This window comes from Leclercia sp. LSNIH1 (assembly GCF_002902985.1).
Classification (GTDB): domain Bacteria; phylum Pseudomonadota; class Gammaproteobacteria; order Enterobacterales; family Enterobacteriaceae; genus Enterobacter.
The window spans coordinates 1,930,125-1,941,766 of record NZ_CP026167.1; the positions used below are offsets into that span (position 1 = coordinate 1,930,125).

Below are 11,642 nucleotides of genomic sequence, written 5' to 3' on the forward strand. Positions count from 1 at the left end.
TGCCGTTTACGCCGCATCTGCCAGCACAAACATCCCATACGGATGGATCTCCAGGAAATACGCTTCCCCCACGTCCGGCTGCAGCCTTGTCGCGTTCACCTGCAACAAAATCTCCTGGCCGTGCCACTCCACAATCACCTCATACTGCGGCCCCATATAGGCGACGTGGCGGATCACGCAGCGCTGACTCGTCTCGCCGTGCTGGCTCAGGGTGATCGCCTCCGGGCGTACCCCAACGGTGCCAGCCCCCTGGGCGGCAAAGTGGAGCGGGCGCGGCAGGCGATAGCCGTGGATCGCCACGTAATCCTGGGTGAAGGTGGCCGGGAACAGGTTGGCATCGCCCATAAAGCTCGCCATAAAGCGCGACGCGGGCTGGCGATAGAGATCCTGCGGGGAGCCAATCTGCATGATGTTGCCCTTGTTCATCACCAGCACGGTGTCCGAGACCGCAAAGGCCTCGCTCTGGTCGTGGGTCACATACAGCGAGGTGATGTTGAACTGCTTTTGCAGCTCGCGGATCTTATCCCGCATGCTGCGCCGCAGGTTGGCGTCGAGGTTACTCAGCGGCTCATCAAACAGCAGCACTTTCGGTTTGAGGATCAGGGCGCGGGCGAGCGCCACGCGCTGCTGCTGGCCGCCGGAGATCTGATCCACATAGCGGTCTTCGAAGCCCTCCAGATCCACCATCGCCAGCGCCTCTTTGACGCGGGATTTGATCTCCGCGCGCGACACGCCGAGCATCTTCAGGCCGTAGCCGACGTTCTCCCCCAGCGACATGTGCGGGAAGAGGGCGTAAGACTGGAATACCATGCAGATATCACGCTGCTGAATGGAGCGGTGGGTCACGTCTTCGCCGTCGATGAGGATCTGCCCGTCGGTGGGTTTTTCCAGCCCCGCCACCAGACGCAGCACCGTGGTTTTGCCGCAGCCGGAGGGGCCGAGCAGGGTCACCATCTGCCCCTGGGGGATCGCCAAGTTGATGTTTTCAATCACCGTGTTGGCGCCAAAGCGCTTGGTCACGTTACGCAGTTCAACGAAATGTTTCTGAGTCATAGTGTTACGCCTGGTTTTTGGCTTTTGAACGGGAGATACGCGCCTCACCGATGAGCCAGTCAAAGAGGAAAATGATCGCCAGCATGACCACAATCAGGATCGAGCCGTAGGCAATCGCCACGCCGTATTCACCGTCTTCCACGCGGTTCAGAATGTAGGCCGTTGCCACCCGGGTATCCGGCGTGACGAGGAACACAATGGCGCTGACGGTGGTAATGGCGCGCACAAAGCTGTAGATCAGCGCCGACAGAATGGCCGGGCGCAGCAGCGGCAGCAGAATATGCGTAATGGTGCGCAGGCTCCCGGCGCGCAGGCTCAGCGAGGCTTCGTCCAGCGATTTATCGATCTGGCCCAAACCCGCGATCCCGGCGCGAATGCCCACCGGCACGTTACGCATCACCATGGAGATAATGACGATGGCGGCGGTGCCGGTCAGGTAGACCGGGGCGCTGTTAAAGGCGAGGATGTATGACACCCCCGCCACGGTACCCGGTACCGCAAAGCAGAGCATGGTAGTGAACTCGATGGTCTTTTTACCCCTGAACTGCTGGCGCACCACCACCCAGGCGATCAGCAGACCGAAGGCGGCGGTGATCGGTGCCGCAATCCCGGCGTAGAGCAGGGTATCGAGCAGTGAAGGCCATGCCCCGTCGCTCATCCCCTGGCCGAAGAGCTTGATAAAGTTATCCAGCGTCAGGGTGTAATCCACCCCCCAGTTGACGGTAAAGCTGCCGTAGAAAATGCTGCCGTAAAGCAGGGCGTTAAAGGCGATCCACACCGCCAGCAGGGCAACCACGCTCCACACCAGGGTGACCGGCAGGGGCTGGACGTCGCCGCGGTAGGACTTGCCGGAGACGGTGACGTAGGAGCGCTTGCCGATCCACATATACTGAATGCAGAACACCAGCAGGGAGAAGAGCAGCAGAAAGGCGCCGAGGGTGCTGGCGGCCTGATAGTCGAGCTGAGAGCCGGTGATGTAGAAGTAGATCTGCGTCGCCAGCACGTCGAAGTTACCCCCCAGCACCAGCGGGTTACTGAAGTCGGCCAGCGACTGGACGATGACAATCAAAAAGGCGTTGGCCAGCGCGGGCTTGAGCAGCGGGACAAAGACGCCGTTAAAGGTCTGCCAGCGGCTGGCGCGCAGGGTGTACGACGCCTCCTCCAGCGACGGATGAATGGTCTTGATCGCCCCGTCGAGGATCATAAAGGCCATCGGCGTAAAGGCCAGCACTTGCGCCAGCCAGATACCGGTGAAGCCATACAGCCAGTTGGTATTGGTCAGCCCAAACCAGTCCACCATCAGCTCCGTAATATAGCCGGAGCGACCCATCATCAGCGTCACGCCGAGACCTACCACGAACGGCGGGGTAACAATCGGCAGAATGGAGAAAATACGGCCAATAATGGCGCTGCGTCTGGCGATGCGGGTGGTGTAGATCGCCAGCACCAGGCCGAAGAAGGTGCAGCCGATGCCGACGGCGATCGAGAGCAGGATCGAGTTGATGATCACCTGGATGATATGCGCCTGGGAGAGCACATTCATAAACGCCAGCGGCGCGAACTCCCCGGCGTCGTTGGTGAACATCGGAATAAAGATGGCGATGCTCGGCCAGACGATAAAGATGCCGATCAGGGCGACAATGGTAATCAGCGAGCCGATGACAAAGCGGTCGCCGCCCAGCCACTCGAGGCGGGTGAGGGCCAGGGTCATGATCGCCCCCAGCGCTACAAACAGCACGATGGTGGCGTAGCCCAGGCCGCGTCCTTCGAGGGTGGCGCTGATGACCACAAAGGCCATGCACAGCAGTGCCCAGCCGGCGTCCAGGTAGTGACGGCTACGCTGCTCGCGCTTCGCCTCGGTGAACGGGCGCACCAGCAGCAGGGTGGGGAGCAGATACCACAGCCAGCTGATGTTGAAGTGAGACCAACTGTAGGCGTCGAGGATCTCGTCGCCGGTGGACTCCAGCAGGCCGTAATCCAGGCTCCAGCTCGGCAGAAGGGCAAACGCCAGCCAGCTAACAAAAACCCAAAGGAAGACCGCATCCCGTTTTTTTACGGGATGGAGAGCGAGTGTCTGTGACATAGGTATTCCGGTGTTGTAGGCCGGGTAAGCGTAGCGCCACCCGGCAAAGGAGCAATAGCGGGCTTATTTACCCATCTTCACGTCGCTGACCCACTTGTTGATCAACGCTTTACGCACGTCCGTCGATCCGTACTTATCCATGTCGTAGCTGATGAGCTTCAGGTCATCGAGCTTCAGCGAGTTCGGCGAGGTCTCTGCGGTGGTGTTGGTCAGGATCTGATAGGACTTGCCCTGCTTCCACGCCAGCTCCTGGGCCTCTTTCGACAGCACCCAATCCACGAAGAGCTTCGCGTTCTCTTCGTTGCGCGCCCCCTTCAGGATGCTGACGCCGCCAATCTCATACCCGGTGCCTTCGCACGGGGAGATCAGCTCCAGCGGTGCGCCCTGCTCTTTTTCCAGCGAGTAGTCGTGCAGGAAGCCGATGCCGATGGCCGTTTCACCGCGGGCGGCGTTACGCGCCGGGGCGATGCCCGATTTGGTGTACTGGGAGACGTTGCCGTTCAGCTGTTTGAGGTAGTCGAAAGCCTGGTCTTCCCCCCACAGCTGGACGAAGGTCGCCAGCGCGGTATAGGCGGTGCCGGAGCTTTGCGGATCGGCAATCTGGATCTCGCCCTTGTACTCCGGTTTGGTCAGATCTTTCCAGCACTGCGGTACCGGCAGGTTTTTCTCTTTCAGGCGCTGGGTGTTGACGCCAAAGCCCAGAATGCCCACGTACACCGCAGAGGAGAGGTTGCCTTTCACCTTGGCCGGATCGCGGAATTTCTCCATGATCTGCTCCAGGTTTTTCGATTTGTACGGCTGCAGCAGCCCCATCTCACCGGCCTGAGACTGCGGGTCCAGGGTGCCGCCGTACCAGACGTCAGCCTGCGGGTTTTTCTTCTCGGCATCCACTTTCGCCAGCGTACTGCCGGAGCCGTTGCGGATAAACGAGGTTTTGACGTCGTACTTGTCGCCAAACGCTTTGGTTTCGGCCTCGCACATTTCGTTGGTGGCGCTGCAGTAGACCACCAGGCGGCCTTTGGCCTGTGCGGCACCGGTTAAGGTTGCCAGCGCGATCCCGGAAGCAATGAGGGTAGAGAGAAGCGTTGTTTTCATTATTCAGCCCTTTTTATGACGTTATGTGACTGCGAGAAGCGGTGATGCCCGCCATCAGCAGCGGCATCAGGAGTAAACCCATCAGTACGGCGGCGATGGAGAGCAAACTGAACATTCCCGACCAGCCGTAGCGTTCGATAACCTGCGACAGCGGCCACCCGGCCAGCGCCGCCCCCAGATAGGCAAACACGCCAAGAAAACCGGTAATCGAGCCTGCTGCTTGCTTGTGCCCGCACTCCACGGCGGCAAGGCCGATGAGCATCTGCGGACCAAAGACAAAAAATCCCACCGTAAAAAAGCACATCGCCAGCAGGGCGTAGTGGTGAACCGGGGCCAGCCACAGGGCGGCGACCGACACCATCAGCCCCAGCGTGAACAGCAAAATCATCGGCGCCCGCTGGCCGCTGAACAGCAGATCCGACCCCCATCCGGCGAAGAGTGCCCCCAGCAGGCCGCTCACCTCGAACAGCATCACCGTGGCGTTGGCGCTCAGCAGGTTTACCCCGTGGCTCTCCGCCAGCCAGATGTTGCCCCAGTCGTTGAGGGCGATGCGGATCAGATAGACCAGCACATAGGAGGCCCCGAGCAGCCAGATCATCGGGTTTTGCAGCATGGTGGTGCGTAACATCTGCCACAGCCCCATCGGCGGGCTCTGCTGCTCCTGGCGCAACTCCAGCGGATCGTTGCGCCACTCCCCGACCGTCGGCAGACCCTCTTCCTGCGGTGTGCCCCGCAGTTGTGTGGTCAGCCACAGGCCGAGCACGATACTGATGATCCCCGGTGTCAGCATCGCCGCCTGCCAGCCCCAGCGATGGGCGGCGAAGGCGCAGATCAGCGGAATAATCGCCCCGCCGATGTTGATGGAGGTGTTCCAGCACCCCCACCAGAAGCCGCGCTCGTTGCGCGAATACCAGTGGGTGAGCAACCTGGCGCAGGGCGGCCATCCCCATCCCTGAAAGAAGCCGTTCAGCGTCCAGATAAACAGCAGCAGGGGCAGGGAGTCGCCGAAGGCGAACAGCACGTTCAGCACGCCGGTCGCCATCAGGCCGATGCCCATAAACGCCCGCTGGCCCTTGCTGTCGTGCCACAGTCCGGCGGCAAATTTCGACAGGCCGTAGCTGAGGTAGAACAGCGATCCGATCAGGCCGATATCGCTCTTGCTTAACCCCAGATCCAACTGCAATGCGGGCAGCACGTAGTTGAGGCTTTTACGCGTCAGGTAAAACGCGGCGTAGCCAGTGACCATGCAGAGCAGCAGTCGCGGGCGCAGCCGGCGGTAGCGTTGTGTAACCTGTTCAGCTGACAGTGCGGGCATGGCGTTCTCCATTTGCAATGACTGTATGAAAGCGCGACGAAAAAGGGATGAGAGAAAGTCTGGCGTGACTAAGACTTTTTCCTGGTTAGCGGTGTGTTTGTTGCAAAACTGTGGGCAGGTTAACAATTACGCGTGTGCCGCCCTGGGACTCCAGGGTGAACTCGCCGCCCAGGGCATGCACCCGCTCGCGCATCCCCTGGATGCCGAAGCCGGGGATCGGCTGCATGCTGATACCGTTGCCGTTATCCTTAACCTCCAGCCGCAGCTGGTTATCCTGCTCACAGAGCAGGACGCTGACCTCGCTGGCATCGGCATGTTTGCTGACGTTATTCAGCAGCTCCTGGAGTAAGCGATAGAGGGTGAAGACCAGGGTTTCACTCTGCGGCGGAGCGGTGAGCCGGTAGTCAAACTGACACTGAATGCCGCGCTCGGCAAAGGCGAACTCGTTCACCAGGTGGTGCAGCGCCTCGTTCAGGGAGAGCTCGTCCAGCACCGGGGGGCGAAGCTGGCGCAGCAGCTGGCGGGTGGAGTGGTGAATGCGGCGGGCCAGCTCGTTGATCTGCCCGGCGGCCTCTAACGCCTGCGGATTATCCCCCGCCCGTTTTACCAGCTGGGACTGGATCTGAATGGCGGTGATGTTCTGCCCAATCTCGTCGTGCAGCTCCCGGGCCAGGTGCTTGCGGGTATCTTCTTCGGTATGGATCAGCTTTTCGGTCAGCTCGCGTCGGGCCTGCAATTCTGCCTCCAGCCGACGACGATAGTGATCGAGGTTCATCGCCAGATGTTGCTGGCGGCTGATAGCGATCCCCAGCCCAATCCCCAGCAGCGACTGGGTGGCGAGAAAAATTTCCAGCTCCAGCAGATCGCTGAACCCTACGCCGACCTGACGGGCAATGGTGATCATCATGCTGCCCAGCAGCCCGGAGAGCACGCCTCCCTGCCAGCCGAACTTCCACGCCATCACCACGTTGGGCAGAAACACCACAATCAGCAGCAGTCGCTCCAGGGAGGGTGAGAGCACCATCTGGGTGCCGATACCGATGATAAAAAAGAGGCTACACCAGATGATAAGCGAGGTGCGCAGTGGCGGGTTGCTGGTATCGAGCCCCAGCAGATGGTAGCGATGCTGCTGGCGCAAAAACTCAAACACGAGGTAGACGAACGGCGTCAGCAGCACCCCGCCGGTAAAGGAGGCCAGCACCAGCAGGGTGGCCGGGCTTTCAAGGAATGGCGCCAGGATCAGGGTCTGGAGCAGGGCATTGAGGGTCACTGCCGCGATCAGCAGCGACAGACGCTGCCAGTAGAGGGGATAGCGGTGCCAGTAGTGCTGCGCCAGCCACGCACAGACGGTGCCCACCAGCGGCACCACCAGCATCAGGTGATGAGTCAGCAGCTGTTCGCCGTGCAGCCAGAACATCGCCGCCAGCGGAGGGAGGATCAGCGCCGGCCAGAAGCGGCGCGAAAGCACAATCAGCAGCGCCAGATAGACGCCCTGAGGCAAAAACAGGGCCGCCTGCTGCCCGTTGCGGGTGAGGTAAAAGCTCAGCGTCCACAGCATCAGCCAGCCGGTGCCCCAGGCCAGCATAATAAACAGCGAGAGGATGATGTGCCGCAGGGCGCGCCGCATTAGTGGCCCGTCAGCAGCTGGTGATCGAGGGCAAAGTGCACCAGCTCAATGGTGCTGCTGCACTGCAGTTTGCCCAGCACGTTGGCACGATGAACATGGACAGTTTTGTGGCTGAGCTTAAGCTGGAAGGCAATCTCCTTCACGCTTTTGCCCTGGACCAGCAGCTCGAACACCTCTTTCTCGCGCGGGGTCAGTACCGCCAGCGCCTGTGATACCGGCTCACCGCCGCGCAGGGCTTTAACCGCATCGGCACACAGATAATGGCCGCCCATGCCGACGGATCGGACCGCCTGGACCAGCTCCTCCGGGCCGCAGCGCTTGGTGAGATAGCCGCTGGCCCCGGCGTCCAGCGCGCTCTGCACAAAGGCGGGGGTGTCGTAGATGCTGAGGATAATGGCGCGAAATCCCGGGCGCTGCTGGCGCAGGCGTTTGAGCAGGCTCAGGCCGTTCTCATCGGGCATGGCGACGTCGAGCACCGCCACATCGATGGCCTCGCGGCTAAGGGCGGCCCAGGCCTCTGCGGCGCTGCTGTACTGGCCTTCCACCACCAGATCGTCTTCCAGATTTAACAGCTGGGCGAACCCGGAACGCACCACCACATGGTCGTCCACCAGCACCACTTTGATCATCTCAGATACCTTTACGAAGTCATTCGCCTATGATGCCTGTCAATGGTTGGCTGGCAATTGTGCAGCTGCGGTTATGTAACGGATGTAACAAAATTGCAATAAAGGTTTGGGTAGTAAAGTAGACCGGGTAAGGCGTAGCCGCCACCCCCCTGGCACGTTCACCGGTTCTGGTATACCAGAGCAGCACGGACCGTGAAGTGAACGGAACTACCTCTACCGTTACATATTTCTTTGCCCACACGAGTCAAATAGCCCTCACCCCAATCCCTAAAATCCAACTATCTATTGCCGCTTTTTTTCTAAAAACGATTCGGCATTAACGATGCTTTTTAATTCCTTTATCAAAATTCTCGCCGCGGAAATACTGCCTCCATAACAACAGAGGGGAGCAGACACCATGGCAATTTCATCGCGTATCACCTTACTCGGCGCCCTGGCGCTGTGGGTATTCCAGGCGCAGGCGGTAGATGTCACCGTTGCGTATCAAACTTCCGCTGAGCCCGCGAAAGTGGCCCAGGCGGATAAAACCTTTGAGAAAACGAGCGGCGCCAACGTGGACTGGCGTAAGTTCGACAGCGGCGCGGCCATCGTGCGGGCGCTGGCTTCCGGCGACGTGCAGATTGGCAATCTCGGCTCCAGCCCGCTGGCGGTGGCCGCCAGTCAGCAGGTGCCGATTGAAGTTTTCCTGCTGGCCTCGCAGCTCGGTAATTCCGAAGCGCTGGTGGTGAAGAAAAACATCACGAAGCCAGACGATCTGATCGGCAAACGCATCGCGGTGCCCTTTATCTCCACCACCCATTACAGCCTGCTCGCCGCCCTGAAACACTGGGGGATCAAACCGGGCCAGGTGGAGATCATCAACCTGCAACCTCCGGCGATCATCGCCGCCTGGCAGCGTGGCGATATCGACGGGGCTTATGTCTGGTCCCCGGCGGTAAACGAACTGCAAAAGGACGGCAGCGTGCTGACCGACTCCGCCCAGGTGGGCCAGTGGGGATCGCCAACCCTCGACGTGTGGGTGGTGCGTAAAGACTTTGCCGAGAAACACCCGGAGGTGGTGAAAGCCTTCGCCAGAAGCGCCATCGACGCTCAGCAGCCCTACATTGCCAACCCGGATGAATGGCTGAAACAGCCCGCCAATATCGAAAAACTGGCCCGCCTGAGCGGGGTGCCGGAAGCCGACGTGCCGGGTCTGGTGAAAGGCAATACCTACCTGACGCCTGCCCAGCAGTTGCAGCAGCTGTCAGGCCCGGTGAATAAAGCGATTGTTGATACCGCAGGCTTCCTGAAAGAGCAGGGCAAAGTGCCCGCGGTGGCGGCGGACTACAGCCAGTACGTCACCGATCGCTTTGTGAAGTAAGGGGGGCCGGATGCTGAATATTACAAATCTCTACGCCGATTACGCTGGCAAGCCTGCGCTGGAGGATATCAACCTGACGCTGGACAGCGGCGAGCTGCTGGTGGTGCTCGGTCCGTCCGGCTGCGGGAAGACCACGCTGCTGAATCTGATCGCCGGGTTTGTAGCTTATCAGCATGGCGCTATCCAGCTGGCAGGGAAAAAGGTGGTGGGACCCGGTGCCGAGCGCGGTGTGGTCTTTCAGAACGAAGGGTTGCTGCCCTGGCGTAACGTGCAGGAGAACGTCGCCTTCGGGCTACAACTGGCGGGCACGTCGCGTGATGAGCGGCTGGCAACCGCACGGGAGATGCTGAAAAAAGTCGGGCTGGAAGGGGCGGAAAAACGCTTTATCTGGCAGCTCTCCGGCGGCCAGCGTCAGCGCGTCGGCATCGCCCGGGCGCTGGCGGCCAATCCGCAACTGTTGCTGCTGGATGAACCTTTCGGTGCGCTGGACGCCTTTACCCGCGAGCAGATGCAAACTCTGCTGCTACGCCTGTGGCATGAGACCGGCAAGCAGGTGCTACTCATCACTCACGACATCGAAGAAGCGGTGTTTATGGCCACCGGGCTGGTGCTGCTCTCGCCGGGACCGGGGCGGGTGCTGGAGCGTCTGCCGCTCAACTTTGCCCGCCGCTTCGTGGCGGGCGAGCCGGTGCGCAGCATCAAGTCCGACCCCGATTTTATTGCCCGGCGCGAATATGTGCTGAGCCGCGTGTTTGAACAGCGGGAGGCCTTCTCATGAGCATTGTGGTCAATGACAAAACGGCGCGCAAACGGCTGACCCTGCGCTGGCCCTTTTCCCGTTCGTTGACGCTCAGCGTCACCACCCTGCTGGTGCTGCTTGCGGTGTGGTGGGCAGTGGCGGCGGCGCAGTGGATAAGCCCGCTCTTCCTGCCGCCGCCGGGCCAGGTGCTGGTGAAACTCTTTACCATCGCCGGTCCGCAGGGGTTTATGGATGCCACCCTGTGGCAGCATCTGGCGGCCAGCCTGGGGCGCATTCTGGTGGCGCTGCTGGCGGCGACGATCGTCGGGATCCCGGTGGGCATTGCGATGGGCTTGAGCCCGACGGTGCGGGGCATTCTCGATCCGCTGATCGAACTTTATCGTCCGGTGCCGCCGCTGGCGTATCTGCCCCTGATGGTGATCTGGTTTGGCATCGGCGAGACCTCGAAGATCCTGCTGATCTACCTGGCGATTTTCGCCCCGGTGGCAATGTCTGCGCTGGCGGGGGTCAAAAGCGCCCAGCAGGTGCGGATCCGCGCGGCGCAGTCGCTGGGCGCCAGCCGTGCGCAGGTGCTGTGGTTTGTGATTTTGCCCGGCGCGCTGCCGGAGATCCTGACCGGGCTGCGCATCGGCCTCGGCGTCGGCTGGTCAACGCTGGTGGCGGCTGAGCTCATCGCCGCCACGCGCGGATTAGGCTTTATGGTCCAGTCGGCGGGGGAGTTCCTGGCGACGGACGTGGTACTGGCAGGGATCGCGGCGATCGCCGTGATCGCCTTCGGATTAGAACTGGGGCTGCGCGCGCTACAGCGCCGCCTGACGCCCTGGCATGGAGAGATACAATGAGTGAACGTCTGACCATTACCCCGCTGGGGCCGTATATCGGCGCGCAAATTTCCGGGCTGGATGTGACCCGCCCATTAAGCGATAACCAGTTTGAGCAGCTCTATCACGCGGTGTTGCGCCATCAGGTGGTATTCCTGCGCGAGCAGGCGGTGACGCCCCAGCAGCAGCGCGCCCTGGCGCTGCGGTTCGGCGATCTGCATATCCACCCGGTCTATCCCCATGCCGAGGGGGTGGAGGAGATCATCGTGCTGGATACCCATAACGATAATCCACCGGATAACGACAACTGGCATACCGATGTCACCTTTATCGAGACCCCGCCCGCCGGGGCGATCCTCGCGGCGAAACAGCTGCCGCAGAGCGGGGGAGATACGCTGTGGGCCAGTGGAATTGCCGCCTTTGAGGCGTTATCCACCCCGTTCCAGCAGCTGCTGAGCGGCCTGCGGGCGGAGCACGATTTCAAAAAATCGTTCCCGGAGTATAAGTACCGTAAAACGGAAGAGGAGCACCAGCGCTGGCGGGAGGCGGTGGCAAAGCATCCGCCGCTGCTGCACCCGGTGGTGCGCACCCATCCGGTGAGCGGCAAGCAGGCGCTGTTCGTCAACGAAGGCTTTACCACGCGAATTGTTGACCTGAGCGTGAAAGAGAGCGAGGCGCTGTTAGGTTTCCTCTTCGCCCATATCACCAAACCGGAGTTTCAGGTGCGCTGGCGCTGGCAGGAGAACGATCTGGCGATCTGGGATAACCGGGTGACGCAGCATTACGCCAATGCCGATTACCTGCCGCAGCGGCGGATAATGCAGCGGGCAACGATTTTAGGGGATAAGCCATTTTATCGTGCCCCATGACAGAGGCACCCGTAGGCCCGGTAAGGCGAA

Annotated in this window: 10 protein-coding genes; 4 read left to right on the forward strand and 6 right to left on the reverse strand. The window is 60.9% G+C overall.

The genetic code is table 11. The annotated features are described in order from the left end of the window. Nucleotides 1-6: 6 nt before the first annotated feature. The 6 genes from fbpC to C2U54_RS09610 form a co-directional block, all read right to left on the reverse strand. Nucleotides 7-1,053 (reverse strand): ferric ABC transporter ATP-binding protein, encoded by a 1,047-nt coding sequence (gene fbpC, locus C2U54_RS09585; RefSeq protein WP_103178415.1) that lies wholly within the window; start codon nucleotides 1,051-1,053, stop codon nucleotides 7-9. A gap of 4 nt (nucleotides 1,054-1,057) precedes the next feature. Then, nucleotides 1,058-3,136, reverse strand: a complete 2,079-nt coding sequence (locus C2U54_RS09590; RefSeq protein WP_103178416.1) for an ABC transporter permease — start codon at nucleotides 3,134-3,136, stop codon at nucleotides 1,058-1,060. 63 nt (nucleotides 3,137-3,199) lie between these two features. After that, a complete protein-coding gene (locus C2U54_RS09595; RefSeq protein WP_032616757.1) occupies nucleotides 3,200-4,231 on the reverse strand; it encodes an ABC transporter substrate-binding protein in 1,032 nt (343 codons plus the stop codon). Between the two features lie 13 nt (nucleotides 4,232-4,244). Beyond that, the gene (gene uhpC / locus C2U54_RS09600; protein ID WP_103178417.1) at nucleotides 4,245-5,546 is read right to left on the reverse strand and encodes an MFS transporter family glucose-6-phosphate receptor UhpC; all 1,302 of its coding nucleotides are present in this window, start codon (nucleotides 5,544-5,546) and stop codon (nucleotides 4,245-4,247) included. An 85-nt stretch (nucleotides 5,547-5,631) separates the two neighbouring features. Further along, nucleotides 5,632-7,173: an MASE1 domain-containing sensor histidine kinase gene (locus tag C2U54_RS09605; RefSeq protein ID WP_103178418.1), complete on the reverse strand. Its 1,542-nt coding sequence runs from the start codon at nucleotides 7,171-7,173 to the stop codon at nucleotides 5,632-5,634. After that, nucleotides 7,173-7,802 carry a response regulator transcription factor gene (locus tag C2U54_RS09610; protein ID WP_103178419.1) on the reverse strand — a complete coding sequence of 210 codons (630 nt, stop codon included), beginning with the start codon at nucleotides 7,800-7,802 and terminating at the stop codon, nucleotides 7,173-7,175. Before C2U54_RS09610 ends, C2U54_RS09605 begins: the two co-directional genes overlap by 1 nt. 397 nt (nucleotides 7,803-8,199) lie before the next feature. Here C2U54_RS09610 and tauA point away from each other — a divergent pair, with 397 nt between their 5' ends. From tauA to tauD, 4 genes are read left to right on the forward strand one after another with little or no spacing between them, the layout of a single operon-like run. Next, a complete protein-coding gene (tauA, locus tag C2U54_RS09615; RefSeq protein WP_103178420.1) occupies nucleotides 8,200-9,162 on the forward strand; it encodes a taurine ABC transporter substrate-binding protein in 963 nt (320 codons plus the stop codon). 10 nt (nucleotides 9,163-9,172) lie between these two features. Further along, nucleotides 9,173-9,940 (forward strand): taurine ABC transporter ATP-binding subunit, encoded by a 768-nt coding sequence (tauB, locus tag C2U54_RS09620; protein WP_103178421.1) that lies wholly within the window; start codon nucleotides 9,173-9,175, stop codon nucleotides 9,938-9,940. Then, nucleotides 9,937-10,764, forward strand: coding sequence for a taurine ABC transporter permease TauC (gene tauC / locus C2U54_RS09625; RefSeq protein WP_103178422.1), 828 nt, complete (start codon nucleotides 9,937-9,939; stop codon nucleotides 10,762-10,764). Before tauB ends, tauC begins: the two co-directional genes overlap by 4 nt. Next, entirely contained in the window at nucleotides 10,761-11,612 is an 852-nt protein-coding gene (gene tauD, locus C2U54_RS09630; protein WP_103178423.1) for a taurine dioxygenase, read from the forward strand. The genes tauC and tauD overlap by 4 nt, the downstream gene beginning before the upstream one ends. The last annotated feature ends 30 nt before the right edge of the window (nucleotides 11,613-11,642 follow it).

Coding starts and splice junctions, on each gene's coding strand:
- tauD (WP_103178423.1), top strand. CDS start 10,761: ATGAGTGAACGTCTGACCATTACCCCGCTGGGGCCGTATATCGGCGCG.
- uhpC (WP_103178417.1), bottom strand. CDS start 5,546: ATGCCCGCACTGTCAGCTGAACAGGTTACACAACGCTACCGCCGGCTG.
- C2U54_RS09605 (WP_103178418.1), bottom strand. CDS start 7,173: ATGCGGCGCGCCCTGCGGCACATCATCCTCTCGCTGTTTATTATGCTG.
- tauB (WP_103178421.1), top strand. CDS start 9,173: ATGCTGAATATTACAAATCTCTACGCCGATTACGCTGGCAAGCCTGCG.
- C2U54_RS09595 (WP_032616757.1), bottom strand. CDS start 4,231: ATGAAAACAACGCTTCTCTCTACCCTCATTGCTTCCGGGATCGCGCTG.
- tauC (WP_103178422.1), top strand. CDS start 9,937: ATGAGCATTGTGGTCAATGACAAAACGGCGCGCAAACGGCTGACCCTG.
- fbpC (WP_103178415.1), bottom strand. CDS start 1,053: ATGACTCAGAAACATTTCGTTGAACTGCGTAACGTGACCAAGCGCTTT.
- C2U54_RS09610 (WP_103178419.1), bottom strand. CDS start 7,802: ATGATCAAAGTGGTGCTGGTGGACGACCATGTGGTGGTGCGTTCCGGG.
- C2U54_RS09590 (WP_103178416.1), bottom strand. CDS start 3,136: ATGTCACAGACACTCGCTCTCCATCCCGTAAAAAAACGGGATGCGGTC.
- tauA (WP_103178420.1), top strand. CDS start 8,200: ATGGCAATTTCATCGCGTATCACCTTACTCGGCGCCCTGGCGCTGTGG.